This window comes from Actinoallomurus sp. CA-142502 (assembly GCF_050936355.1).
GTDB classification, from domain to species: domain Bacteria; phylum Actinomycetota; class Actinomycetes; order Streptosporangiales; family Streptosporangiaceae; genus Actinoallomurus; species Actinoallomurus iriomotensis.
Window position 1 is genome coordinate 5,774,984 of the sequence record NZ_JBNJMY010000001.1, and the last position, 23,696, is coordinate 5,798,679.

A 23,696-nucleotide genomic window follows, 5' to 3' on the forward strand; every position below is an offset into this window, starting at 1 on the left:
GGGCAGTTCCGGCGCGACCTGCGAAACGAACCGACCGCCGCGGCGGCCCGGCCCGCGGCGCGGCTGCCACGAGCGGCGGATCAGGGCCGCACGGTTCCACGGAGAAGTCGCGTACCGGCCGTGATCTCGAGGGCTGCCGGTCAGGCGATCCAGGGGGGTGTGATCTTGTTGTCGGCGTCGCCGAGGGTCCAGGCGTGAGCGCCGGCGGGAGCCGTGACGATGGCGGTGTACCCCTGGGGGCCGGCGGTGAGCCGGCGGGTGGTGTGGGCGGGCAGGACGGCCGTGTCGCCGGGGCCCGCCGTGGAGGTTTCGCCGTCGAGTTCGATGGTCGCCTCCCCATCGAGGAAGGTCCAGATCTGTTCGGCGTCGAAGACGTGGACGGGGCCCTTCACGCCGGGCTCGACCTCGGTACGCCAGACAGAGGATCGCGCACCGCCCAGGGTCGGCGAGGCGAAGGTGGTCATGACGGCGTTCGGGGTCTCGGATCGACGGCTTTCGGCATGACGGACGAGCGTCACGGTTCACATCCCTAATATAGACAAGGTCGTTGTCTATATGGTTAATGAGGTTGTCCATCGTGTCAAGTAAACTGCGGGGCTTCGAACTGCCGCTGCGGCTGCTACTGGGGTTCCGGGTGCTCATCGACGAGCTGCACGAGGAGCTCGCCCGGCAGGGCCATCCGCGGATGCGACCCATGCACGGGTTCGTCTTCCAGGCCATCATGCGGGCCGGCGGCCGGTACGGGACCACGGCCGCCGACCTGGGCCGGGCGCTGGGCGTCTCCAAGCAGGCGGCGGGCAAGACCATCGACACGCTGGAGGGGCTCGGCTATGTGCGACCCGGGCACGATCCCGGCGATGCGCGCCGTAAGACCTACACGCTGACCCCGCACGCCTACGACGCGCTCGAGCGGTCGGAGCAGATCTTCGAGGACCTGCGTGGCCAGTGGGCCGAGACCATCGGCGAGGACCGGCTGCGGGCCATGGTGGAGGACCTGCGCAGGGTCACGCCACCCGACGCGTTCCAGCTCGACACCCCACAGTGGTTCAACGCACCGTAACGAGCCCTTCGGGCAGGGCATCCGGCTAGGGCGCCTCGCGGAGCGACGCGCCGATGGCACCACACGCGCCGAACCGGCGTGTGCGACCGGTCCCGCTCAGGCGCCCGCTCGCGCGGGCTCCGGCTCGGGCGCGAGGTGCTCGGCGAGGACGGCGCGCTGCGTGCGGCGGGCCTGCGCGTGGCGTTCGCGGCCGGCCTCGGTGAGCGTTACGAAGATCGCGCGGCGGTCGTCGGCGCACATGGTGCGCCCGACGAGACCGGCCCGCTCCAGGCGGGCCACCGTACGGGACAGCGCGCTCTGGCTGAGGTACATGTCGCCCGCCAGGTCGTGCATGCGGCGCTGCTCGCACGTCGCGTCGACGAGCCGGTCGAGCGCCTCGAACTCGCTCATGCCGATGCCGTGCGCGTCCTGCAGTGCGCGGTCCAGCGCGCACGAAACCGTGCTGTAGCAGGCGAGCAGGTCGCGCCAGCGCCGGACGACCGCCTCTTCACCGGCATCGCTCATGGGCGGAACATACCACCCATCCCCGCTTCAATGCAAACACATTAAATGCGTGGACATCCAATGCATGTGCATGTAACTTCGGTCCGGTGACCACGACCGTGACACCTGATTCCCTTCTGTCCGATAACGACCTGCCCCGACGGCAGCGCTGGCCCGCACGCCTGTGGGGCGTCCTCGCCGTGCTCTCCCTCGTGCTGTTCCTCGACGGTCTCGACGTGTCGATGGTCGGCGTCGCACTGCCGTCGATCGGCACCGAACTGCACCTGGCGACCTCGAGCCTGCAGTGGATCGTCAGCGGATACGTCCTCGGCTACGGCGGCCTGCTCCTCCTGGGCGGCCGCACCGCGGACCTCCTCGGCCGGCGCCGGGTCTTCCTGATAGCCCTGGCGGTGTTCGCCGTCGCGTCGCTGCTCGGCGGCCTCGTCGACTCCGGTCCCCTGCTGATCGCCACACGCTTCATCAAGGGCGTCAGCGCGGCGTTCACCGCCCCGACCGGACTGTCGATCATCACCACGACCTTCGCCGAGGGCCGCATGCGCAACAAGGCGCTGTCGATCTACACGGTCTTCGGCGCCAGCGGCTACTCCTCCGGCCTGATCTTCGGCGGCCTGATGACCGGCTTCGGCTGGCGGTGGACGTTCCTCATGCCGGTGCCGATCGCGATCGTCGCGCTCACCGCCGGACTGACCCTGATCCCCCGCGACACGCCCGCCTCCTCCGGCGGTCACGACGTCCTCGGCGCGCTCACCTCCACCGGCGCGATGCTCCTGCTCGTCTACGACCTGGTGTCGGCTCCGGCCCGGGGCTGGACCTCACCCGTGACGCTCGCCCTGTTCGCCGGGGTGATCGTGCTGCTCGCCGCGTTCGTGTACGTCGAGCGCCGGGTGCGGCACCCGCTGGTCCGGCTCGGCATCCTGCGCAAGGGCACGCTCGTGCGGGCCAACCTCGCCATCGTCGCGCTGTTCGGCTCCTACACGTCGTTCCAGTTCATCATCACTCTCTACCTGCAGGACGTGCTCGGCTGGGCCCCGTTGAAGATGGCGCTCGCGCTGCTGCCCGCCGGACTGCTCGTCGCGCTCAGCGCGCCGTTCGCCGGCACGATGATCGACCGGTTCGGCACGGCGCGGTTCATCGTCGGCGGCCTGGCGGCGATGTCCGCCGGTTACGTGCTGTTCCTGCCGATCGGCACGCACCCGGTGTACGTCACGGCGATCCTGCCGACCGCCATCCTGCTCGGCGTCGGCTTCGCGCTCGGGTTCCCCTCGATCAACGTCCAGGCGACGGCGGGGATCCACGACGACGAGCAGGGCCTGGCGGCCGGGCTCGTGCAGACGGCCGCGCAGGTCGGCGCGGCCCTGGTGCTGGCCATCACCACCGCCGTCATCTCCGCCGGTCCCCCGGCCCGTACGGCCGCCAGCGTCCTCGACGCGTACCGGCCCGGCCTGGTCTTCGTGACCTTCGTGGCCGTCGCCGGCCTGGCGATGGCCCTCCTGCCCCTCGTCGTACGCCGCCGCGCCCGGCAGGGCGGAGCGCACCGCGCCGGGATCGTGCCGGCCGAGGTGGAAGAGGCCGAGGCCGCCTGATCCGCACGGCCGCCGGTCCGCGCCGTCCGTCAGACGGAACGAGGAGGCGGTCCCGTCATCGGGCCGTCTCCTCGCCGAGCGGCACGTTTCCGCTCGGCGAGGAGGGCCGACGGTGTCAGGCCGGCCAGGGCCCGCACCTCACGGCTGAGGTGGGCCTGGTCGGCGTACCCGGTCCGCCCGGCCAGCTCCGCCAGGCCGGCCTCGCGCCCGCCGCCGTCCGACAGTGCCAGGAACCGCTGGAAGCGCGCGACCCGCTGGAGTGTCGACGGCTCCAGCCCGGCGTGGTCGGCGACCAGCCGCCGCAGGTGGCGTTCGGAGATCCCCAGGTCGTCCGCGACGGCGGCGACCCGCGACGCGGGCCGCAGCAGGCGGCCCACCGCGTGTTCCACCCGGCGGTCCCGGGCGCCGGTGTCCAGGACGGACGGCAGGCGCCCGCCCCGTACGTCGTCGGCGATCCGCGCCGCCTCCCGGTGCGGGAACAGCTCGGCGAGCGGCACCTGCAGGTCGCGCAGGTCCCGTGCGGGCAGCCCGAGCGCCGCGCCGATCGCCGCCGTACGGAGGCGCAGCCCCCGCAGACGCTCACCGCCCGCCAGGCGCGGCAACTGCACGCTCGTGGCCGGGCCGACGACGTACGCCGTACCGGCCGAGGAGACGATGACGTCCGCGCACGCGTCCGGCACCACCCGCTGGACGTAGCCGTCCCGGTCGTCGCCGACCCGCTGTTCCCACCAGCACGCGACGAACGGATGCGGCACGGCCGCACGCCGCTCGCGGTAGCACGACGGCAGGCCCGCGTCCGATCCGTTCAAGACAGCCATCCCCTGGTCCGGCCATGCTGAGGGCATGGAACAACGAGCCCATTTCATCACCTTGTCCACGCCCGACCTCGACGCCGCCCGCGCCTTCTACCGCGACGGGCTCGGCTGGCGGCCCCTGCTGGACGTGCCCGGTGAGATCATCTTCTTCCAGGTGGCGCCCGGAACGGTGCTCGGCCTGTTCGCCGCGGACAAGTTCGTCGCCGACATGGAGGGCACTCCGGCGGACGGCCGGCTCGGCGGTCTCACCCTGTCGCACAACGTGGACTCCCCCGACGCCGTCGACGTCACCGTACGGCGGATGGTCGAGGCCGGCGCGCGGACGGTGAAGTCGCCTCAGCGGGCCGCGTTCGGCGGCTACCACGGTCACGTCGCCGACCCGAACGGCCTCGTCTGGGAGATCTGCCACAACCCCGCCTGGCGGGTCGACGCGGACGGCCGGGTGCACCTCGGCCTCGTCGACGACGCCTGAAACCGCGCGGGCTCCGGTGTTCAGCGGGTGGAGGCGGCGTTCCGGTCGGTCTCCACCTTGGCGAGCATCTGCCTGAGCAACGCGTCCAGCGTCTCCTGGGCGGCCGGGTCCAGCGCGGCGACCATGTCGCCTTCGACCACGGCGCGCACTTCCATCGCGGCCAGCCACTTCGCGTGGCCGGCGTCGGTGAGCTCCACCTCGACCCGGCGCCGGTCGCCGGTGCCGCGCAGCCGCCGTACCAGCCCGGCCTGCTCCAGCGTGTCCAGCCGCCCGGTCATTCCGGCGGGTGACAGCAGCAGCTCCTGCGCCAGCTCGGAGGGCGTCATCGACCCGCCGTGAGAGACCAGCCGGTGCAGGGTCTCGAACTCGAACTCTTGCAGCCCGATCTCGGCCAGGGCGCGGTCCTTGGCCTGGTGGACGTGCTTCACCAGGAACTGCATCCGGGTGATGATCGCCTCAGTGCGCTCGTCGTAGGGTGCCTTGCCGCGCCACCGGGCCAGGTGGTGATCGACGGAGTCCTCCACACGGGCCATTATGCTACGTCGGCAAATAGTTCGTTGACGAATCATATGTCGGCGAACTACTTTCCGGTGCATGCGTCGACTGATCTTCGGCCGGACCAACGCCGCCCTCGCCACCGCGCTCATCCCGACGACCCTGACGCTCGCCGTGGTGCGGGCCACCGGCTCGGCCGCCGTGCTCGGCGTCGTCCTGGCCTGTGAGCTGCTCCCGATGCTGTTGCTGCTGCCGGTCGCCGGGGTGGTCGCCGACCGGCTCCCGGCCCAGCGGGTGGTGTTCGCCGCCGACCTGCTGCGCGGCGCAGCGCAGTCCGCGATCGGCGTGGAGCTGCTGCGCGGCCCGGCCCGGATCCCGGAGCTGGCCGCCCTCTCGGCCGTCACCGGCGCCGGAGTGGCGTTCGGGACCCCGGCCGTACGGCGGCTGGTGGCGGGCGTCATCGAGGGCGCCGACCGGCTCCGGGCGAACGCCCGGCTCGGCGTCGCCGAGGGGCTGGCCCAGATGGCCGCCCCGGCCGCCGCCGGCGGGCTGGTGCTGGCCGCGGGACCCGGCTGGTCATCGCTGCTCACCGCCGGGCTCTTCGCGGTCTCAGCGGCGACGCTCGGCGGGCTCGCCCCACGCCGCGCCACGCCGCACATCGAGCGGGAGCGGTTCACCGCGGAGCTGCGCGAGGGCTGGCGGGAGACGCGGCGGCACTCGTGGTTCCTCGCCATCGTGACCGGGCACGGCGTCTGGCATCTGGCGGCGGGGTTCCTGCTGACGCTCGCCCCGGTCATCGCGGTCCGGCGTCTGGGCGGGGACGCCGCCTGGGTGGTCATCGCCCAGGCCGGCACCGCGGGCATGCTGATCGGGGTGTATTGCGCGAGCCGGCTGCGGATCCGCCGCCCACTGGTGGCGGTCGCGTTCGGCGGCGCGGTGTACGGGCTGCCGCTGGCCGCGCTCGGGGTTGCCGCGCTCGTCCCCTCCGGCGCGCTGCTGGCGGTCGTCGCGCCGACCTATTTCGCGGCGATGTTCGGCCTCGGGGTGCTCAGCCCGCTGTGGGAGACGAGCCTGCAGCACCGGATCCCACAGGAGTCGCTGGGCCGGGTCGGCTCGTTCGACGCACTGATCTCCTTCGCCAGCCGGCCGCTCGGGATGGCGGTGGCGGCCCCGGTCGCCGCGGTGACCGGGGCCGCCGCGCCGTTGCTGACCCTGGCGGTCCTGGTCGCCGGGGCGAACCTGGCCGTGCTGGCGCTCGCCGACGTCCGGGGCTACCGGGGCGTGTCGCCCGGCAGGCCACGCCGGCGCGAGCGGGAGGCGATGGCCGCGTGTCACCGACCGGGCTCCTTTAATTGACCGATCGGTCTCGATAGGGCTACGGTTCCATTCGTGGCACGCACCAAGGAGTTCGACCCGGACTCGGCGCTCCAGAAGGCCATGGAGCTGTTCTGGGAACGCGGTTACGAGGCCACCTCGATGGCCGACCTCGTGGAGCACCTCGGCATCGCGCGCGCGAGCATCTACGCCACCTTCGGCGGCAAGCACGAGCTCTACCTCAAGGCGTACGAGCGGTACGTCCAGGTCCGCGACCCGAACGTCGTGGAGTTGCTGTCCCAGCCGGGCCCGGCGCTACCGGCCGTACGCGCCCTGGTGAACGCCTACGCCGAGGAGTCCCTCACCGACGAGCGCCGGCGCGGCTGCCTCGTGGTGAACACCGCGGTCGAGCTGGCCCCCCGCGACCCGCACGCGGCCCGGCACGTGGCCGCCAGCTGGGACACCGTGGAGACCGCGCTGACCTCGGCGCTCATCCGCGCCCGCGCCCAGGGCGAGCTCGCCGCGGAGAAGGACCCGCAGGCCCTGGCGCGGTTCCTGCTCGTGCTGCTCCAGGGCATCCGGGTCCTCGGCCGGACGGCGCCGGAGCCCGCCCGCATTCGCGACGCGGCCGCCCAGGCCCTGTCGCTCCTGGACTGACCGGGAGACTCACCGTGACCTCGACCAACACCTCCGCACGCCTCGATAACAGAACGATCGGTCTCGATAGAGCGGCCTTCGCCCTGCTCGCGACGATCCAGGTCACGGTCATCGCGAGCATCCCCGTCATCACCGTCGCGCTCCCCGCGATCCAGCGTGACCTGCGGACCGGCCCCCGCGACCTGGTGCCCGCCGCATCCGCGTACGGATCGTCCTTCGGCGGGCTGCTGCTGCTCGGCGGCCGTCTCACGGACCTGCTCCGGCCGCGCGCCGTGTTCGTGGCCGCCCCGGCCCTGGCCGCCGCGGGTGTGCTCGCCGGCCGGCTGCTCCCCCGGCTCGGGGTTCGCCGCCTGCCGGCCGCCGGGCCGCTGCTGCTCGCCCGTCTCGGCGCGCCCTACGCCGGGCTGCTCGTCTTCCCGCTGGGCGCGGGCGTGACGTTCGCCGCCGCGACGGTCGCGGCCACCGAGAACGTCCCGGCCGGACATCTGGGGCTGGCCGGTGGCGCGCCATGGAGGTCGGGCCGCCGGTCGGGCTCACCGTCCTGGTCGCGATCGCGAACGCCCACTCGGGCGAGGCCGGAAGCGGGTACGCGGTCGCGCCGCGGGGCGCCGCGTCCGCCCTCGCCCTCACCGCACCCCTGGCGCCGCTTCGGCGCCGGACTCGATGAACAGGAGAGAAGGACATGACCGCACGCTTTCCCGGACAGGTCGCGCTCGTGACGGGCGGCGGCTCCGGCATCGGCCGGGCCACCGCGCTGGCGTTCGCCCGCGAGGGCGCGACCGTCGTCGTGGCCGGCCGCGGCGCCGGGCCGCTGGAGGCGACCGTGCGGCTCATCAAGGAGGAGGGCGGCACCGCGAGCGCCGTTACCGCCGACGTCTCGAGATCGGAGGATGTCGCCCGGCTCGTGGCCACCACGGTCGAGCGTCACGGCGGCCTGCACGTCGCGTTCAACAACGCCGCCGTCCTGGCGGGCGGGCCGGTGACCGGGATCGCCGAGGACGACTGGACGGCCATGGTCGGCACCAACCTGACCGGCGTGTGGCTGGCGCTCCGGCACGAGATCGCGCACATGCGCGCGCACGGCGGCGGCGCGATCGTGAACACCGCGTCGATCGGAGTCACCGCCGTGCCGGGCCTCGGCGCGTACGGCGCGACCAAGGCCGGAGTCGTCGCGCTGTCCAAGGCCGCCGCCCGCGAGGCCGTCGCCGACGGCGTACGGATCAACGTGGTCAGCCCCGGACCGGTCGCCACCGCGATGTCGATGCGCCCCGGCGAGAGCGAAGCGGACCGCGCGGCACGGGTCGGGGCGCGCGTCCCGGCGGGACGGATCGGCGCGGCCGAGGAGGTGGCCGCCGCGGTCCTGTGGCTGGCCTCGCCCGAGGCGGCGTTCGTCGTCGGACACGAGCTCACCGTCGACGGCGGCGCGACCGCCTGACTCTTTACGGAAGGACCATTACAGGGACCTAAGGCCCGTTTCCTGCCCGATATCGGGCAGGATTCTTGGCTTTCTCTCGCCACATGGGGTTAGATCCTGCCACATGCCCAGCCACGCGTACGACGACCTTCTCGTCCACCTCGCCCGTACGACGTCGCTGAGCGCGGGTGAGGCCGCGCGCGTGGTGGCCGACGTGCTGGCCTACTTCGCCGAGCCGGCCGAGGACTTCGTCCGCCGGCGGCACGCCGAGCTGAAGGCGGCCGGGCTCACCAACGACCAGATCTTCGAACGCGTCGCGGCCGAGCTGCCGCAGCGCCGCGTGGCTCCGCCGGAGCTGTCGCTGCGCCAGCTCCGGCGGATCGTCTACGGCTGAGAGGCAGGACTCATGTGCGGAATCGTCGCCTACACCGGGCCCGGGGACGCCGTCCCCATCCTGACCGAGGGGCTGGCACGCCTGGAGTACCGCGGGTACGACTCGGCCGGGCTCGCGGTCGTCGGCCGCTCGGGCGACCTGCGGGTGCGCAAGGCCGCAGGCCGCGTCGCCGCCCTCGCGGCGAGCCTGCCCGCCCGGTTCAAGGGCGGTACGGGCATCGGCCACACCCGGTGGGCGACGCACGGTGAGCCGAGCGACGACAACGCCCACCCGCACGTCGCCGGCACCGTGGCCGTCGTGCACAACGGCATCATCGAGAACGCCGACGAGCTGCGCGCCAAGCTGCGGGCCGACGGCGTCGTCCTCGCCTCCGAGACCGACAGCGAGGTCCTGCCGCACCTGATCGCGCGCTCGGCCGCCGCCGAGCTGGAGGACGCCGTACGCGAGGCGCTGTCGCAGATCGTCGGCACGTACGGCATCGCCGTCGTGGACACGCGCCACCCCGGCGTGCTCGTCGTCGCCCGCAACGGCAGCCCGGTCGTGCTCGGCATCGGCGAGAAGGAGATGTACGCGGCCTCCGACGTCGCCGCGCTGGTCCGCTACACGCGCCAGGTGGTGCACCTGGACGACGGCGAGCTCGCCACGATCCGCCCGGACGGGTTCCGCACGTCCACGCTCGACGCCCGCGCGACCCGCAAGGAGCCGTCGGTCATCGAGACCGAGGACGCCGCCTACGACGCCGAGGGCTACACGCACTTCATGCGCAAGGAGATCCACGAGCAGCCCGCCGCGGTCGAGCGCGCCTTGCGCGGGCGGCTCGACGGCCGGTTCCACACCGCGCACCTGGGCGGGCTGGAGCTGGACCCGCGCGAGGCGCGGGCGATCCGCCGGGTCAAGATCCTCGGCTGCGGCTCGGCGTACTACGCCGGGCAGGTCGGCGCGCAGCTCATCGAGGAGCTGGCCCGCATCCCGGCCGACGCCGAACCCGCCTCGGAGTTCCGCTATCGCAACCCGGTCGTCGAGGCGGACACGCTGTACATCGCGGTGAGCCAGTCCGGCGAGACGTACGACACGCTCGCGGCCGTCCAGGAGCTCCGGCGCAAGGGCGGCCGGGTCCTCGGAGTGGTCAACGCGGTCGGCAGCGCGATCGCCCGCGAGTGCGACGGCGGGATCTACCTGCACGCCGGACCGGAGATCGCGGTGGCCTCCACCAAGGCCTACACCTCGACGGCCGTGGTGTTCGCGCTGCTCGCCCTGCATCTGGGCCGCATCCACGACCTGTCCCCCGCCGACGGGCGGCGGATCGCCGAGGGCCTGCGGGCGCTGCCGGGCCAGATCGAGGAGATCCTGCGGCAGGAGGACCGGATCGCCGCCCTCGCCGCGGACCTGGCGAAGTACCGCAGCATGCTGTTCGTCGGCCGGGTGCGCGGCTGGCCGGTCGCGCGGGAGGGGGCGCAGAAGCTCAAGGAGGTCTCCTACATCCACGCGGAGGCGTACCCGGCGAGCGAGCTCAAGCACGGGCCTCTCGCTCTCATCAGCCCCGACCTGCCGGCCGTCGCGATCGTGCCGGACGACGAACTGCTGGACAAGAACCGCTCGACGCTCGGGGAGATCCGCGCCCGGCACGGCCGGGTCATCACGATCGGCCACACCGACGCGGGTGAGGACTCCGTCGTCGTGCCCAAGAACGAGCCGGAACTCGACGCGATCCTGCTGCCGATCCCGCTGCAGCTGCTCGCGTACCACGCCGCGGTCGCGCTCGACCACGACGTCGACAAACCGCGCAACCTGGCCAAGAGCGTCACCGTCGACTAGAACCCGGCCGGGCGGAGGCGGCACGCTTCGCCCGTCGAAGAGACACTGATGTCTGTATGATGCCGACCATGCGTCGGCCGTCGTCAACGCCCTCCCCCGGTCGGCTCCGCCGCCAAGCCGGCACCTGGCCGGGGGCTGCGATGTCGTGCGATCAGCACGATGGCGCGTACGGGATTTCGGCCGACCTCCCGTATGCCCCCACAGGAGATTCGCATGGTCGGTGGCGCAGAAGGAAAGAACCTCGCGAAAACGATTTTCCGTGCAACCGGAGATTTTTTCCACACGGGCGCGAAGGGGGCCTCTAACGCGGCAAGAGGAATCTCTCACGCCTACAAGGACGTCACCGATAACGTGAACCACCTCCTACCTCGGGACACCGAGGGCGTCAGGGGTCGTTTCGTCGACGGCACCCTCCGCGGAGAGAATCCTTTTGAGAACGTCACCCGCGAAGAAGAGGAGTGGTTGCGTCTCGGCCACCAGAGGATCAGCGATGTCGCGGCGTACATGCGAAGGTCGAAGTGGAACAACTGCACGGGCGAGGTGATGAACTTCGTCGCCAGGAACGTGAATCCCCTCAGAGGCCAGAACACAAAGCTCGTCGGGGGCGTTCTGCAGCAAGAGCCTTCCTGGTCGAGTGCGCTCGCGATAGACGACTTCCTCACCACGAAGAAGGTGTCGGTCGCCGGCAAACCAGCATACGAGATGGACTTCGACACCTTCGTTGAAGGACTGGCGAGCAGACGATGGGACCCCGGCCGCCCTTACCAGTTCGAAAATGTCACCGGGACGGCGAAGATCCTGGAGCAGATGAGCTACGTGCCGGGCTCCCGAGGGTTCCTCTACCTGGCGGACCACTCATCGAGGTTTCCTCGCTACATGAACGCCGTGCACCTGGACGACGTCTATGCCGTGAACGGCCGGGACGGGTGGGCCGCACCTCTCAACGACATGATCGGCGAATTTCCCTACGCCTATTTCATACGGAGCGGGCCGGCCGTCGAGTGGTGGTGATGCGGGTCAGCGCGCGGCTTCGCGCAGGATCTGGGTGAGGAACTCCGCGTTGGACGAGGTGTCGCGGAGCTTGCCGATGAGGAGTTCGAGGGCCTCCTGGGGGCCCAGGGCGGTCAGGACCTGGCGCAGGCGGTTGACCGCCTCCAGCTCCGCCGGTGACATCAGCAGGTCGTCGCGGCGCGTGCCGGAGGGGGCGATGTCCACGGCCGGGAAGATCCTCCGGTCGGCGAGGTCACGGCGGAGCCGCAGCTCCATGTTCCCGGTGCCCTTGAACTCCTCGAAGAACACCTCGTCCATGCGCGAGCCGGTCTCCACGAGCACCGACGCGAGGATGGTCAGCGAGCCGCCGTCCTCGATGTTGCGGGCGGCGCCGAGGAACCGGCGCGGCGGGTGGATCGCGCTCGTCGCGACGCCACCGGCGAGGATCCGGCTGTTCGAGGGCGCCCCGAGGTTGTACGCCCGGCCGAGGCGGGTGATCGAGTCGAGGATGACGACCACGTCACGGCCGAGTTCGACGAGCCGTTTGGCTCGCTCGATCGCCAGCTCGGCGACCGCGACGTGGTCGCTCGCCGGCCGGTCGAAGGTGGAGTGCACGACCTCGGCGTCCACCGACCGCCGCATGTCGGTGACCTCCTCAGGCCGTTCGTCCACCAGGACGACCATCAGGTGGCATTCGGGGTCGGCGGCGCGCACGGCCTTGGCGAGGGCTTTGAGCACCATCGTCTTGCCCGCCTTCGGCGGTGCGACGATGAGCCCGCGCTGGCCTTTCCCGATCGGGGCGATCAGGTCGGTGATGCGTCCGGTCAGGTCGTCGCGGCCCGTTTCCAGGCGCAGGCGTTCCTGTGGGTACAACGGCGTCAGGTCGGCGAATTCCGGCCTCTTGTCGGTGTTGTTCGGATCGTTCGCAGGGCGGCCGTTGACGGTGTCCAGGCGGACGAGGTTGCGGAACTTCTCGCGCCGGTCGCCCGGCCGGGGAGAGCGCGCGGCGCCTTCGACGTGGTCGCCGGGGCGCAGCCCGTACCGCGCGACCTGGGCGGCGGACAGGTAGGTGTCGCCGGGGCCCGGCAGGTAGCCGGTGACCCGGACGAAGGCATTCTTGTCCCCCACGTCGAGGATGCCCGACACCGGGGCGGGCGGGTTCTCCTCGGGGGGCCTGGAGTCCGCCGGCCGGGTCGCGGCGGCGGATTCGATCATCGTGCTCATCAGGGGATCCTTTCGGCGGGAAGATCAGAGAAAGGGCACGCGGAAAAGGACACGCGGCCTGGAGGCGCGCCACAGGCACGCCGGAAACCGACGAGAGAAACATCGATCTCGCGGAGGAGGTTCGGTCGCCCGGAGCAAGAAGGGGGCGAGAAAGACGCAGCCATATCGGCTGGGAAGAGCGCCTATCCGGATGAACCGGAATCCTCGGCAACATCGTTAGCGTATACCAACCCGTCGTTATTCCGCCACACCGGCGCGCGAAGGGGACTCGGCCTCGCTCGCACGGGGGAGGCGGCGGACGGCACGCTCTGTCAGGATCGACGACATGAGATCCGTGGTCCGCCCGCTCGTGAGCGTCACCACCTACCGGCGCTGGACCTTCCTCCTCGGCGGCACCGCGCTGCTCGTGCCGTACGTGCTGATCTACGCCGCGCTCGTGCAGATCATGCGGCACGTCAGCGACCAGCCGACGCGCGGCTTCATCGGCGCGCTGGGCATGCTGGTCTCCTTCATCGTCATCTCCGGCGCCGTCGCCTTCATCCCGGCCGTACGGGTCCTGTGCCGGACCGCCGCCGAGACGCTGCTGGGCGTGCGGCTGCCCGAGGAGACGCCCGAGGGCCTGCGGTCATGGCGCTCGCGCCGCCGCACCGCCGTCTGGTGGCTGCTGCACATCGGTGTCGGCGGCACCATCGGTTTCGCCGTGGTGTTCGGCGTGCCGATGATGCTGTTCCTGCTGGAGACGCCGTTCCTCGACCATGCGGCCACCCGCCGGTTCCTCGGCCACACGTTGGTGTTCGCGCCGTCCTGGTCGGTGCCCGCGGCGCTGCTGACGCTGCCCGCGATCGCCTACCTCGGCGCCGGGGCCGGCGCCCTGTTCGCACGGCTCGCGCCCCTGCTGCTCGGCCCCTCCGCCGCCGACCGGCTGGCCCATCTGGAACGGCGCGCCGAGTCGCTGCTGGAACGCAACCGGCTGGCACGGGAGCTGCACGACTCCGTCGGCCACGCGCTCACCGTCACCACGCTGCAGGCGGCCGCGGCGGCACGCCTGCTCGACAGCGACCCCGAGTTCGCCCGGCGTGCGCTCACCGCGATCGAGGAGACCGGACGCACCGCCCTGGAGGACCTCGACCACGTCCTCGGACTGCTGCGCGAGGACATGAGCGCGAAGACGCCCCAGCGGACCCTCACGGACCTTCCCGCGCTGTTCGAGCAGACCCGGTCAGCGGGCGTCGAGGTGCACGCGGACCTCGGCCGCGTCGAGGAGGTTCCGCCGGTGGTGTCCCGCGAGGCGTACCGGATCGTGCAGGAGGGGCTCACCAACGCCCTGCGGCACGCCGGCAAGGTGCCCGTGACGGTACGCCTGGCGGTGCGCGCCTCGCGGCTCGTACTGGAGCTGACCAATCCGCTCCACGCGTCCGCCCCGCCCCGTACGGGCGGCGGGCACGGGCTGCGGGGCATCCGCGAGCGCGTCGCGGTCCTGGGCGGCCGGATGACCGCCGGCGCGGACGACGGGCACTGGCGGGTCGCCGTCACGCTCCCGGTCGTGCCCTGGTCCGGCGAGACGGTGGAGGACCGAGAGGCGGCCGGCGACGGCGTGGAGCGGGAGAGTGTGAGGGGCCAGTGACCGACGTTCTGATCGTGGACGACGAGGTGCTGATCCGCACCGGCCTGCGGGCCATCATCGACGCGGAGCCCGGGTTCGCCGTCGTGGGCGAGGCCGGCGACGGCGCGGAGGTACTCCCCCTGGTGCGCTCCCTGCGCCCCGACGTGGTGCTGATGGACGTCCGGATGCCCAGGGTGGACGGCATCCAGGCGACGCGGACCATCCTGTCCACGGTGCCGGAGCCGCCTCGCATCCTCGTCATCACCACGTTCGAGAACGACGACTACGTGTACGAGGCGCTGCGGGCGGGCGCGAGCGGCTTCCTGCTCAAGCGCGCCCGGACCGAGGAGATCATCCAGGCCTTGCGCACCGTGGCGCTGAGCGACTCGCTGCTGTTCCCCGCCGCGATCCGCGGGCTGGCCGCCCGGCACGCGAGCGGCCGCGACGCCGACCGGGTACGCACGGCGCGCCTCACCGACCGCGAGGGTGAGGTGCTCACGCTCATGGCCCGCGGGCTGTCCAACGCCGAGATCGCGGGCGAGCTGGTGGTCAGCGTGGAGACGGTCAAGACACACGTCGGCAACGTGCTGGCCAAGCTGCGGGCCCGCGACCGTACACAGGCGGTGATCGCGGCCTACGAGTCCGGCTTCGTCAGCCCTTCTTGATCGTGGAGGCGTACACGTCGACGTACTCCTGGCCGGATAGCGCCTGGATCGCCGCGATGATCTCGTCGGTGGCCTTGCGCAGATCGGCGTCCTTGCCGTACCGGAGCGGCTCGCCGAGCTTGATCACCGGCTGCATGATCTTGCGAGGCATGCGGTAACCGGTGGGCTGGATGTCGTCGGTGCCGATGAGCGCGCAGGGGTACACCGGCGCACCGGACTCCACCGCGAGCCGCGCGACGCCGGTCTTGCCGCGGTACAGCCGGCCGTCCGGCGAACGCGTGCCCTCGGGATAGATGCCGAACAGCCGGCCCTCCTGCAGGACGCGCAGCGCCGTGCTGAGGGCGTCGGCCGCCTCACTGCCCCCGCGACGGTCCACCGGGATCGTGCCGACGCCGCGGAAGAAGGCGGCCATGAGCCGGCCCTTGATGCCCTTGCGGACGAAGTAGTCGTCCTTGCCGATGAAGACCAGCTGCCCCGGCGCCATGAGCGGCAGGAACAGCGAGTCGCAGAACGACAGGTGGTTCGAGGCGATGATGGCCGGCCCACGCTTGGGCATCGTGCCGACGACCTTGGGCCGGAACAACAGACGCAGCCAGGGGCCGAGCAGGATGTGCTTGAGCAACCAGAAGAACACGGTCAGCCTTCCACCGAGGGGTGCCCGACAGTCTGACGCCTCACCTCCCGGCGCGTCGGTGCGGGGGCGTTACAAGAAATAACCGACGGTTCTTGTACCACACCCTCACTTGACGCACGAACTTCTACCGATGAGCGTAGCGGCGATCGCGCCGACTGGTGCGGGACTCACAAAGACGACGAGTGCGGCGTGCGCGACCTGGACCGGTCCAGCCGAGGATGCCTCCAGCCCCGCCCCCGAAGCGCGCGGTGTCGTCGCCAGGGCGGCCGAGAGAGGGGATCGCTCGCGACGAGGTGGTGAGCCGTCGTACCGGCAGGGAGACCAGGAAGGAGACTCCTCGCCGGTGAGGTACTCGTGGCCGGCAGGACGAGGTGGCCACGAGCAGGCCGACCACCTCCGGCCACCCGTGATCGCGCCGAGCAGCGCGGCCGGCCGGGCTCGCAGCCCATCAGGCAGTCATTCTCGGTCGCGATCGACGAGTTGCCAGAAGACGTCGGTTCTCGGCCCTCGGCTCCCCCAGCGTCGCCGACAGGGCCGCCACGCGACCGCGCACAGAAAGGTTCCGGGCGCGCCGGACCGCGACCTCCCGCCCACCTCGACGTACCCCGCGCGGTGCTCGCCGCGCGCCTGGAGGCCCTGCAGCGGCGTCCGTACCAGGGGACGCCGCTCCGCCATGAGCACGTCGTCACCCAGCGTGGCCCGGGAGGCGAAGTGCCTGTCGGCCGGCGGCTCGAGCCGCCTATGCCGTCCGCGGTCACGGCCGGGCCGCGACGCCGGGGGCGAGGTCGTCTCCGCCGCCGGTCAGTAGTCCTTCAGCGGGTACGCGTCGACGACCTCTCGCGGGTTCTCCGGAAGCGCGTGATCGCCGGTCTTCGCCTGTTCCCGCCGCCGGGCCTGGTTCTCCAGTGCGAGGGCCTGGTTGCCGGCGACGTAGTCGCGCAACTCACGCTCGTACGCCGCGAAGGCCGCCGCGTGGTCGCCGCCGGCCCGCGCGAGTTCGCCCGCGAGGACGTACGCGCCGACCAGCGCCATGCTCGTGCCCTGGCCCGAGGCGGGCGATCCGCAGTACCCTGCGTCGCCGACGAGCGCGACCCGGCCGCGCGACCACGTGTCCAGGTGGATCTGCGCCATGGCGTCGAAGTGGAAGTCCGGTGCGTCCTCCATGTGCTTCAGCAGCCGCGGCAGTTCCCAGCCCGCGTGGGCGAACCACTCGGCCACCAGGCGTTTCTGCTCGCCCACGTCCGAGGGCAGGAACGTCGCGGGCGGCACATCCGTGTCGAAGCCCACGTAGACCCTCGCCTCCCGGTTGCCGCGGACGCTCATCACCATCGCGCCCCAGAGGTCGCCGCTCATCGGGTACACCACCTCCCAGCGGTCCAGGCCGAGGTAGTTCGGCACCGTCCAGACGGCGAGGTAGCTGCCGAGGTGCCGCAGATGGTCCTCCTCCGGCCCGAACACCAGCCGCCTCGTCGAGGAGTGCACCCCGTCCGCGCCGACGACCAGGTCGAAGGTCCGCCGCGTACCGCTCTGGAAGCCGACCCGTACCTCGTCGGCGTCCTGGTCGAGCGCGACGACCGCGTCGCCGAAGAGGTACTCGGCCTCACCGGCGCCGGCGAGGATCGCCGCCAGGTCGTCGCGCAGGATCTCCACGTCCGGACCGTCCACGTCGCCGCCGCTCGCGGTCCGATCGGTCGTGCGGAACAGCTCCTCGCCGTTCTCGCCGACCATCGACATGCCGCGCAGGTCCGTGCTCCGGCGGCGGACCTCCTCCAGCACCCCCATGCGCCGGACCACCTCGACCGCCGGGCCCCGGACGTCGATCGCCTGGCCACCGGGCCGCAGACCGGCCGCCCGCTCCACGACCGTGACCTCGAACCCGTACCGCCCCAGCCAGTGGGCCACCGCCGGCCCGCCGATGCTCGCACCGACGATGAGAACCTTCCGCATGACACTCTCCCTGTCGTCTCGATCACCCGGAGCGTCGCCGGGTGTGCTGACAGGGCGCTGATCGATGGCTGCGGTGTGCCTACGCCGCGCTGACAGAAGGCGTCAGGTGGGCTGCCAGTCGGGAGCCCGGCCGGAGGCGCGCAGGACGGCCTCCCAGCGGTCTCCCCCGGCCGGTGCGGGCAGATGCGGCACGCCCGTGCGCCAGGCGGCCTCGATGACGTCGGGCCGGCTCGGGCGGTGGTCCTTGTCGAGGGCGCGGGCGAGGTCCCAGGCGTGCAGGTGCCACTCGACGCACACCGCGCCGGCGTAGTCGCCCGCCGTCAGCTTGGTGCCGCGGTAGGACAGGTACGCCTCGTCCCACACGTCCGGCAGCCGGTCGGCGTACGCCTCCGCCGAGACGGCGAACGCGACGATGTGCTCGCGGCCCGTCGCGGGCGGCAGCACGGCCAGCTCCGCGGCGTTCTGCCGGGAGAGCTGGCGTACGAGAAGGGCGGCGGGGGCGTCCTGGGCGAACAGCCGGGACAGCCGGCTGGACGGGGCGTCGTTGAGGTACTCGTGGAAGTTCTCCGCCACGCAGCGAAGGTGACCGGCCAGGTCGATGGCCTCCCACTCCCGGCACGGCGTGGGCACGGACCAGTCGGAGAAGTGCGCGGCCAGCTCACAGATCGCGACGACGCCCTCTCTGCACGCGCGCAGAAGGTCGCGCCGATCTGGCGGCGTGCGCTCCACGTGATCCCCCCGGACAGAGCACTTCCCACTGACTCGCTTCGCCGCGAGCGGACCGGGCGCTGTGGCCCACGACGATTCTCTGAGTCGGTAGATTCTCAGAGTCGGACGGCCCGTGTCACTTCGGTACGCCGTGTTCACGCTGGTCGCGTCACCCCCACGCGCAAGCGTTCGATGGCTACGTTCGATGGCTACGGCCGGCCGCGGCTCCACGGGCACGAGCGCACGAGACGATCAACGTCTGCGCCCAGTGTGCCCAGCGGGACCGCGACCCCGCCGTCAGGTCACCGTGCTGATGACCGGATGCAAGCGAACGATCTACGAGACGGCCGGCTCAGCTCGCGATGGACGGGCTGGTGCGGAAGCTCAGCTTGTGCGCCTCGCGCAGCGACCGCAGCCGGTCGGCCTCGTCGGTGTACGGCCGCACCGACGGCTTGGCCCGCGCGCGACGAGCGGCGATCTGCGCGCCCCGGCGCTGCTTGGCGTCGCCGGACTCGTAGGTCTTGGTCCCCATCGCCACGCGCTCGGCGGCGTTCGCGGCGGCCAGCGCGTCGAACAGCGCGCGGTCGTAGGCGATGGCGAGCTCGCGCACGTCCTCGTACGGCCGGTGCTCGGCCTGGGCGGAGCGGAGGCGGCTCTCGGCCTCCTGCGCGTCGGCGAGCCTGTCACGCAGGCCGGCGGCGAGCTCCTTGTCGGCGGCGTAGCGCTCGGCGACCTCCGGGCTCGGTTTACGACCCAGGCTCATGAGCCCTCCTTCGTCGGAGCAGTGACCATGAGCGCTGTGTCTTCGATTCGCTCACTGCGTTCGCTCATGACGGCGCTCCTTCCTTCGTTGCTGTCCCGAGCCAAGGGTAGAGGGTGACGCGGGGTGACACGCGGCGGGGACACTTCCCGGCCGCCGCCTTTACATAGTAAGGTGCGATCATGTCGCAGCGACCGCCGCTCACCCGTGAGCGCATCATCGAGACCGCGCTCCACCTCATCGACGGCCAGGGGCTCGGCCGCCTCACCATGCGCCGGCTGGGCGATGCCCTGGAGGTCGAGGCGATGGCGATCTACCACCATCTCCCCCACGGCAAGGAACAACTGCTGGAGCAGCTGATCGCGCACGTGGCCGCGCACCCGGTGCCGCCCGGCGCCGGTGACGTGCGCGACCGGCTGCGCGCGTGGGCCGGCGGCTACCGCGACCGGCTGCTCGATCACGTCGGCGTCATGCCGCTCATCGTGACCCGGCGCAACCCCGGAGCGCTCATGGCCACCACCCAGTCGGTCCAGGACCTGCTGCGCACCGCCGGGCGCACGGAGGCCGAGGCGGCGGTCGGCGCGCACACCCTCCTCGGCTACCTCCTGGGCGTGGTCGCACTCGACGCGCGGGAGCAGGCCGCCGAGACGGCGCCGGATCTGGACCGCGACGGCCGGTTCCGCGCGGGCCTGGACGGGGTGCTGGCCGCGATCGCCTGATCGGCGTCCGCCACGATGTGCGGCCGCCCGGTGACTGTGAGCCCTGCCACAGCACCGGGGCGGATCGTCCCGTACGATGCTCGCGCCGATCCCCTGTAAGCGAACTCTTACCCCCGGAGGGCTCGCATGGCCCGCTACTCCCGGCTCCGGCAGATCCAGCGGCTCGACCCCGAGAGCGACTACCAGGAGATCTACCGGATCAGCACCGAGTACGAGTTCCCCTGGGACGTGACCCGCGCGCTCGAACTCGCGCTCTTCCGCACCTACGCCGTCCCCTCCATCGGCGGACTGCTCGACCGGACGCGCGAGTTCGCCGACCACGGTCAGAAGCGCTACGACGACACCGTCGTCCTGCTGTACGAGACGACGCGCGACGGCGGCATGGACTCCCCGCGGGGACGGGCGGCGATCCGGCACATGAACCGGATCCACGGCAGGTACCCGATCAGCAACGACGACTTCCTCTACGTCCTGGCGACCTTCGTGGTCGTGCCGGTGCGGTGGATCTCGCGGTACGGCTGGCGGCCGTACAGCCGGCACGAGGTGCGGGCGACGGTCAACACCTTCCGGCACATGGGCCGCCTCATGGGCCTGAAGAACATCCCGGAGACCTACGAGGAGTTCGCCGCCCTGCTCGATGGCTACGAGCGCGAGCACTTCGCCTTCAACGAGCCGAGCCGCCGCGTGGCCGATGCGACGATCGCCATCTTCCAGGGCTGGTTCCCCCGCTTCGCGCGGCCGCTCGCGCGCAGCGGCGTGATCGCGATGACCGACGCGCCGCTGCGGGAGGCGCTGGGCCTGCGCGGCGCGCCGCGCGCGCTGGAGGTCGCCGCCGACCGCGCGCTGCGGGCCCGCGCGCTGCTGGTCCGGCTGATGCCGGCGCGCCCGGCGTCGATGCCGAAGACACCGCGCCCGCGCACGTACCGGAACGGCTACACGCTGGAGGAGATCGGCCCCGGCTGGATCCGCGAGCGCGCCGCGCGCACGGGCTGAGCGGAGCTCACGCGCGAACGCCCTGGTCGTCCTGCCGTCGGCGCACCATCTCGCTGATCCAGACGGGCGCGAACGGAGACGTGCAGTTCGGAGGGGTCGGGTAGTCCTTGAGCACCTCCAGGCGCTCGCCGATGTCGATCGCACGGGCGCGGTGCTCGGCGTGCTCGATCCCGATCTGAGCCAGGCAGTGGTTCATCGCCCACTGCAGGCGATCCGGGGCGTCCTTCATCTCCGCCTCGATGACGTCGAGCAGGCCTGCGAGGGCGAGGCCCTCGGGCCTCTTCGCCACGCGTTCGGTGGTCAGCGCCCAGCCGGCGCTCGCGACGACGGGATCCGGATCGGCGGACCAGGCCACGCGCAGCTCTTCGGCGTGCGGGTTCTTCTTCACCACGTAGTTCACGAGCCAGTCGTGCACCTTCGGGGTACGCGCGTCGCGCACCATGGCGTCCAACTCGTCACGCTCGAACGCCTTGGGACGGCAGATGAGGAGCGCCAGCAGCCTCGCCGCGGTGTCCTCGGTCTCCCAGAGCCGGCGCGCGAGTTCCGGCTGGGTCTTCAGCCGCTTCGCGAACGCCCGCAGCCTGCCGAGGTTCACCCCGTGATCGTCACCGTGCCTCTCGTTCACTTCGCGTGTCTTCGGGTCCTCCAGGGCGGCCAGTTCGGCCATCACCTCGGCCACCGTCGTCTCGGCCACCCCGGCCTCCTGTCCATCACGTGAAGGATGCAGCGTCTCTGATCAGCTTAGGGATCCGTAGTCACATTAAGTGTTGTGATCGGGGGATCTGCCCATCGTGGTGGGGTGGCGTGGGCGTGCAGGTGGAAGCCTGCGCCCAGTGCCGCTCCCTTGGGTCGGTGCCGTGGACGGTTCCGACTGGTGGGGGTGCTTGAGCTGATCGTGTGCACGGGTGTGCGCACGCCCTGGTACCGGCAGGCCGCTCGGGGCGGTCTGGGGTCCGTGTGAGCGTGTCCCTCCGGACGCTGACCTGCCGGCCTGCGGGGGCTGGGGGTGGAGGGTGCCCCGCGTCGCCTGGGCACGGGGCGTGGGGATCGGTGCGGGGTGGGTCCGGTCTTGGACCGGTCACCCCCGCCGGCTGGAGAAGGCACGGTCGACGCGATGACCGCGCTGGTTTCGAGTGTGTCGATGACGCGGGGGATGGTCATGTGGCCGGTGGCGCGGTCGATGGTGGTGGTGTGCTGGTGGGTGAGGCCTCGGGCGGCGATACGCCGCCAGGCGCTCTGGTCGCGGTCGCCTTGCCAGCCGCATTGCGGGTCGGGGCAGATCGCCCATTTCCATCCGGGTGTGGTGGGCCGGTCGGGTGCCTTGCAGTGCCGCAAAGGGACCAGGCACTGCGGGCAGTGCTTGGAAGTGTTGGGAGCGGGGACGGTGACCACAGCGATGCCGGTCTCGGCGGCCAGGTGCCGCATGTCTTCGGCGATCTGCCCACGCACCGTTTGGGACAGGCGGGTGTTGAGGGTGCGGCCCATGCCCTTGACCTCCATCGACCGCAGATCCTCCACATAGATCACGCTCGCGCCCGCAGCGATCGCCTGATCCACCGTCCACCGCGCGGCCGACCAGGCCAGTGCGTCGTTCAAACCGGACCGGCGATCGGCCACGTGTCGGCGTTCGGCCGTCAGGACGGCGTGTTTGGCGGCCAGGTAGTGGCCCTCCCGATCACCGATGAGGCGGGCGTAGGTGTCGGTTTTGGCGTGCAGGCGTTCGCCGTGGCGGCGTAGCCTGTGCTGACGGGCCATCACCCCGGCGGCCCGGAACATCGCTCCGGCCCCGAGTGTGGTGATGGTGCCGTCATTGCGGCGGTGCACCGCGCCTGCCGCCAGCAGAGTGTTCAGGCCCCAGTCCACCCCCAGCGCCGTCGTGTGGCCCTTCCCCTCAGCCTTGGGGACGGGGTGGGAGAACGCCAGGTCCACGCTTACTTTCTGGTCTTGGGGGCGGAGTGTGGGCAGGTGCGGCACCGCATCAGGCGGGACGGTGGGCGGCAACGTGAGCGGGCAGGCCACCCAGGTCCAGTCGGCGTAGGAACGCGGATCCGGGCGAAGGGGCAGTTGCAGCCGCACCAGCACCCTGGCCGGGTCCTCGTCGGCACGTTCCAAGGTGGCCTGCTGGCGGTCCACCGCCGCCAGCACCAGCATCCGCGCCGCACCCGGCACCTCTTCCAGCTCGAACACATCGACCGGAAACCGCCCATACTTCTCGGCGAAGGCCATGATCTGCCGTGTGCGTGCTTTGATCACGCTGCCGGGCAGGGATCGGCCGCCGGGGATCGCCTCACGGACGGCGTCCCACTCAGCCGGCGTGCGTTTTCCCGCCTCGGCGGGCCAGGTCGCCAAGATTCCGGCGGTCAGCTGGACGCGGTGCTGCGCACCACGCAGGATCCGCCCGGCCTGTTCCTGCGCCATCCGCACGATCCGGTCATTGACCTTGATCCCCTCAGAGGGGGTCGCGCCCCATCCCAAACGTCGCAACGCCATCCACGCATTCGCAGGCAACACCCGACCCGCGCCATCCACCCCACCGGCCAGCACCGCCACATCACCGGCATTCCAATGCTCGGCCAGCAGGCCGGCGGTCATCCCCGCGACCAGATCCGCGGCCCAGCCCACCCGCTCAGCCACCATCCGCGCCGTCAGAGCCTCACCGGTCTTCTCATCGACCCCGCCACGCAGCAGCATCCGGGCGGTCGCGGTCCGGGCCACCTGACCCTCAGCCAACGGAAGTTTCCGGCTCATACGACACGACCGGATGACACGCAACCAAGCATGCACGCACGGTAACGACCCGTATCCGCAATCCGCTCGGTCATTCGAAAATTCGAGCGAGGCCAGCACCGTCAGGGCCTCACCCGCCCACCGGCGAAACACCATCGAGCACACCCGCTTTCGCCATCGTGACCAACCACCGCAACTCGACG

25 protein-coding genes are annotated in these 23,696 nt (G+C 71.6%); 14 read left to right on the forward strand and 11 right to left on the reverse strand.

Annotated elements, in window-relative coordinates; all coding sequences use genetic code 11:
- Nucleotides 1-140: 140 nt before the first annotated feature.
- Nucleotides 141-464 carry a cupin domain-containing protein gene (locus tag ACQEV1_RS27535; RefSeq protein WP_433397110.1) on the reverse strand — a complete coding sequence of 108 codons (324 nt, stop codon included), beginning with the start codon at nt 462-464 and terminating at the stop codon, nt 141-143.
- 113 nt (nt 465-577) lie between these two features.
- Here ACQEV1_RS27535 and ACQEV1_RS27540 point away from each other — a divergent pair, with 113 nt between their 5' ends.
- Nucleotides 578-1,060 (forward strand): MarR family winged helix-turn-helix transcriptional regulator, encoded by a 483-nt coding sequence (locus ACQEV1_RS27540; RefSeq protein ID WP_433397112.1) that lies wholly within the window; start codon nt 578-580, stop codon nt 1,058-1,060.
- Between the two features lie 96 nt (nt 1,061-1,156).
- On the opposite strand, the gene ACQEV1_RS27545 is transcribed toward ACQEV1_RS27540, so the two are convergent.
- Nucleotides 1,157-1,564: a MarR family winged helix-turn-helix transcriptional regulator gene (locus tag ACQEV1_RS27545; RefSeq protein ID WP_285576011.1), complete on the reverse strand. Its 408-nt coding sequence runs from the start codon at nt 1,562-1,564 to the stop codon at nt 1,157-1,159.
- Between the two features lie 86 nt (nt 1,565-1,650).
- On the opposite strand from ACQEV1_RS27545, the gene ACQEV1_RS27550 reads away from it, so the two are divergent.
- On the forward strand, nt 1,651-3,147 hold the full coding sequence (locus ACQEV1_RS27550) for an MFS transporter (protein ID WP_433397114.1): 1,497 nt from the start codon (nt 1,651-1,653) through the stop codon (nt 3,145-3,147).
- A gap of 29 nt (nt 3,148-3,176) precedes the next feature.
- Here ACQEV1_RS27550 and ACQEV1_RS27555 read toward each other — a convergent pair whose 3' ends face one another.
- Nucleotides 3,177-3,956 carry a helix-turn-helix domain-containing protein gene (locus ACQEV1_RS27555; protein ID WP_433397116.1) on the reverse strand — a complete coding sequence of 260 codons (780 nt, stop codon included), beginning with the start codon at nt 3,954-3,956 and terminating at the stop codon, nt 3,177-3,179.
- A 34-nt stretch (nt 3,957-3,990) separates the two neighbouring features.
- Between ACQEV1_RS27555 and ACQEV1_RS27560 the strand changes: the two genes are divergently transcribed.
- Nucleotides 3,991-4,434, forward strand: coding sequence for a VOC family protein (locus ACQEV1_RS27560; protein WP_433397118.1), 444 nt, complete (start codon nt 3,991-3,993; stop codon nt 4,432-4,434).
- A gap of 20 nt (nt 4,435-4,454) precedes the next feature.
- Here the strand turns inward: ACQEV1_RS27560 and ACQEV1_RS27565 are convergent, their stop codons facing one another.
- Nucleotides 4,455-4,958, reverse strand: coding sequence for a MarR family winged helix-turn-helix transcriptional regulator (locus ACQEV1_RS27565; protein ID WP_285576019.1), 504 nt, complete (start codon nt 4,956-4,958; stop codon nt 4,455-4,457).
- Between the two features lie 70 nt (nt 4,959-5,028).
- On the opposite strand from ACQEV1_RS27565, the gene ACQEV1_RS27570 reads away from it, so the two are divergent.
- The 7 genes from ACQEV1_RS27570 to ACQEV1_RS27600 all read left to right on the forward strand — a co-directional run bounded on the left by ACQEV1_RS27570 (nt 5,029) and on the right by ACQEV1_RS27600 (nt 11,534).
- Nucleotides 5,029-6,285: an MFS transporter gene (locus ACQEV1_RS27570; RefSeq protein ID WP_433397121.1), complete on the forward strand. Its 1,257-nt coding sequence runs from the start codon at nt 5,029-5,031 to the stop codon at nt 6,283-6,285.
- A gap of 33 nt (nt 6,286-6,318) precedes the next feature.
- A complete protein-coding gene (locus ACQEV1_RS27575; protein WP_433397123.1) occupies nt 6,319-6,900 on the forward strand; it encodes a TetR/AcrR family transcriptional regulator in 582 nt (193 codons plus the stop codon).
- A 14-nt stretch (nt 6,901-6,914) separates the two neighbouring features.
- Nucleotides 6,915-7,586 carry a hypothetical protein gene (locus tag ACQEV1_RS27580; RefSeq protein ID WP_433397125.1) on the forward strand — a complete coding sequence of 224 codons (672 nt, stop codon included), beginning with the start codon at nt 6,915-6,917 and terminating at the stop codon, nt 7,584-7,586.
- Complete coding sequence (locus ACQEV1_RS27585) at nt 7,583-8,335, forward strand: SDR family NAD(P)-dependent oxidoreductase (RefSeq protein ID WP_433397127.1); 753 nt, start codon at nt 7,583-7,585, stop codon at nt 8,333-8,335. The genes ACQEV1_RS27580 and ACQEV1_RS27585 overlap by 4 nt, the downstream gene beginning before the upstream one ends.
- A gap of 103 nt (nt 8,336-8,438) precedes the next feature.
- The gene (locus tag ACQEV1_RS27590; protein WP_285623763.1) at nt 8,439-8,708 is read left to right on the forward strand and encodes a hypothetical protein; all 270 of its coding nucleotides are present in this window, start codon (nt 8,439-8,441) and stop codon (nt 8,706-8,708) included.
- 12 nt (nt 8,709-8,720) lie between these two features.
- A complete protein-coding gene (gene glmS / locus ACQEV1_RS27595; protein ID WP_433397129.1) occupies nt 8,721-10,523 on the forward strand; it encodes a glutamine--fructose-6-phosphate transaminase (isomerizing) in 1,803 nt (600 codons plus the stop codon).
- 213 nt (nt 10,524-10,736) lie between these two features.
- Nucleotides 10,737-11,534 carry a hypothetical protein gene (locus ACQEV1_RS27600; RefSeq protein WP_285623759.1) on the forward strand — a complete coding sequence of 266 codons (798 nt, stop codon included), beginning with the start codon at nt 10,737-10,739 and terminating at the stop codon, nt 11,532-11,534.
- A gap of 6 nt (nt 11,535-11,540) precedes the next feature.
- Here the strand turns inward: ACQEV1_RS27600 and rho are convergent, their stop codons facing one another.
- Nucleotides 11,541-12,740, reverse strand: coding sequence for a transcription termination factor Rho (gene rho / locus ACQEV1_RS27605; RefSeq protein ID WP_433405982.1), 1,200 nt, complete (start codon nt 12,738-12,740; stop codon nt 11,541-11,543).
- Nucleotides 12,741-13,062: 322 nt separating this feature from the next.
- Here rho and ACQEV1_RS27610 point away from each other — a divergent pair, with 322 nt between their 5' ends.
- Entirely contained in the window at nt 13,063-14,361 is a 1,299-nt protein-coding gene (locus ACQEV1_RS27610) for a sensor histidine kinase (RefSeq protein WP_433397131.1), read from the forward strand.
- On the forward strand, nt 14,358-15,005 hold the full coding sequence (locus ACQEV1_RS27615; RefSeq protein ID WP_285623756.1) for a response regulator transcription factor: 648 nt from the start codon (nt 14,358-14,360) through the stop codon (nt 15,003-15,005). Before ACQEV1_RS27610 ends, ACQEV1_RS27615 begins: the two co-directional genes overlap by 4 nt.
- Here the strand turns inward: ACQEV1_RS27615 and ACQEV1_RS27620 are convergent.
- The 4 genes from ACQEV1_RS27620 to ACQEV1_RS27635 form a co-directional block, all read right to left on the reverse strand.
- Nucleotides 14,992-15,639, reverse strand: coding sequence for a lysophospholipid acyltransferase family protein (locus ACQEV1_RS27620; protein WP_285576049.1), 648 nt, complete (start codon nt 15,637-15,639; stop codon nt 14,992-14,994). The genes ACQEV1_RS27615 and ACQEV1_RS27620 overlap by 14 nt on opposite strands.
- 801 nt (nt 15,640-16,440) lie before the next feature.
- Nucleotides 16,441-17,586 (reverse strand): FAD-dependent monooxygenase, encoded by a 1,146-nt coding sequence (locus tag ACQEV1_RS27625; protein ID WP_433397133.1) that lies wholly within the window; start codon nt 17,584-17,586, stop codon nt 16,441-16,443.
- Between the two features lie 102 nt (nt 17,587-17,688).
- Nucleotides 17,689-18,315 carry a maleylpyruvate isomerase N-terminal domain-containing protein gene (locus ACQEV1_RS27630; RefSeq protein WP_285576060.1) on the reverse strand — a complete coding sequence of 209 codons (627 nt, stop codon included), beginning with the start codon at nt 18,313-18,315 and terminating at the stop codon, nt 17,689-17,691.
- Between the two features lie 331 nt (nt 18,316-18,646).
- Nucleotides 18,647-19,057: a plectin gene (locus tag ACQEV1_RS27635; RefSeq protein ID WP_285623753.1), complete on the reverse strand. Its 411-nt coding sequence runs from the start codon at nt 19,055-19,057 to the stop codon at nt 18,647-18,649.
- Between the two features lie 179 nt (nt 19,058-19,236).
- On the opposite strand from ACQEV1_RS27635, the gene ACQEV1_RS27640 reads away from it, so the two are divergent.
- Complete coding sequence (locus ACQEV1_RS27640) at nt 19,237-19,773, forward strand: TetR/AcrR family transcriptional regulator (protein WP_285576064.1); 537 nt, start codon at nt 19,237-19,239, stop codon at nt 19,771-19,773.
- A gap of 126 nt (nt 19,774-19,899) precedes the next feature.
- The gene (locus tag ACQEV1_RS27645) at nt 19,900-20,766 is read left to right on the forward strand and encodes an oxygenase MpaB family protein (protein ID WP_285576066.1); all 867 of its coding nucleotides are present in this window, start codon (nt 19,900-19,902) and stop codon (nt 20,764-20,766) included.
- A gap of 7 nt (nt 20,767-20,773) precedes the next feature.
- Here the strand turns inward: ACQEV1_RS27645 and ACQEV1_RS27650 are convergent, their stop codons facing one another.
- On the reverse strand, nt 20,774-21,433 hold the full coding sequence (locus ACQEV1_RS27650) for a DNA alkylation repair protein (protein WP_432705587.1): 660 nt from the start codon (nt 21,431-21,433) through the stop codon (nt 20,774-20,776).
- A 74-nt stretch (nt 21,434-21,507) separates the two neighbouring features.
- A complete protein-coding gene (locus tag ACQEV1_RS27655; RefSeq protein WP_433397137.1) occupies nt 21,508-23,514 on the reverse strand; it encodes a zinc ribbon domain-containing protein in 2,007 nt (668 codons plus the stop codon).
- Nucleotides 23,515-23,696: the final 182 nt, after the last annotated feature.

Excerpts from the sequence above, each read along its gene's own strand:
- ACQEV1_RS27535 (WP_433397110.1), bottom strand. The coding sequence starts at position 464 with ATGACCACCTTCGCCTCGCCGACCCTGGGCGGTGCGCGATCCTCTGTC.
- ACQEV1_RS27545 (WP_285576011.1), bottom strand. The coding sequence starts at position 1,564 with ATGAGCGATGCCGGTGAAGAGGCGGTCGTCCGGCGCTGGCGCGACCTG.
- ACQEV1_RS27560 (WP_433397118.1), top strand. The coding sequence starts at position 3,991 with ATGGAACAACGAGCCCATTTCATCACCTTGTCCACGCCCGACCTCGAC.
- ACQEV1_RS27570 (WP_433397121.1), top strand. The coding sequence starts at position 5,029 with ATGCGTCGACTGATCTTCGGCCGGACCAACGCCGCCCTCGCCACCGCG.
- ACQEV1_RS27585 (WP_433397127.1), top strand. The coding sequence starts at position 7,583 with ATGACCGCACGCTTTCCCGGACAGGTCGCGCTCGTGACGGGCGGCGGC.
- ACQEV1_RS27590 (WP_285623763.1), top strand. The coding sequence starts at position 8,439 with ATGCCCAGCCACGCGTACGACGACCTTCTCGTCCACCTCGCCCGTACG.
- glmS (WP_433397129.1), top strand. The coding sequence starts at position 8,721 with ATGTGCGGAATCGTCGCCTACACCGGGCCCGGGGACGCCGTCCCCATC.
- ACQEV1_RS27600 (WP_285623759.1), top strand. The coding sequence starts at position 10,737 with ATGGTCGGTGGCGCAGAAGGAAAGAACCTCGCGAAAACGATTTTCCGT.
- ACQEV1_RS27610 (WP_433397131.1), top strand. The coding sequence starts at position 13,063 with ATGAGATCCGTGGTCCGCCCGCTCGTGAGCGTCACCACCTACCGGCGC.
- ACQEV1_RS27625 (WP_433397133.1), bottom strand. The coding sequence starts at position 17,586 with ATGCGGAAGGTTCTCATCGTCGGTGCGAGCATCGGCGGGCCGGCGGTG.
- ACQEV1_RS27635 (WP_285623753.1), bottom strand. The coding sequence starts at position 19,057 with ATGAGCCTGGGTCGTAAACCGAGCCCGGAGGTCGCCGAGCGCTACGCC.
- ACQEV1_RS27640 (WP_285576064.1), top strand. The coding sequence starts at position 19,237 with ATGTCGCAGCGACCGCCGCTCACCCGTGAGCGCATCATCGAGACCGCG.
- ACQEV1_RS27645 (WP_285576066.1), top strand. The coding sequence starts at position 19,900 with ATGGCCCGCTACTCCCGGCTCCGGCAGATCCAGCGGCTCGACCCCGAG.
- ACQEV1_RS27650 (WP_432705587.1), bottom strand. The coding sequence starts at position 21,433 with ATGGCCGAACTGGCCGCCCTGGAGGACCCGAAGACACGCGAAGTGAAC.
- ACQEV1_RS27655 (WP_433397137.1), bottom strand. The coding sequence starts at position 23,514 with ATGAGCCGGAAACTTCCGTTGGCTGAGGGTCAGGTGGCCCGGACCGCG.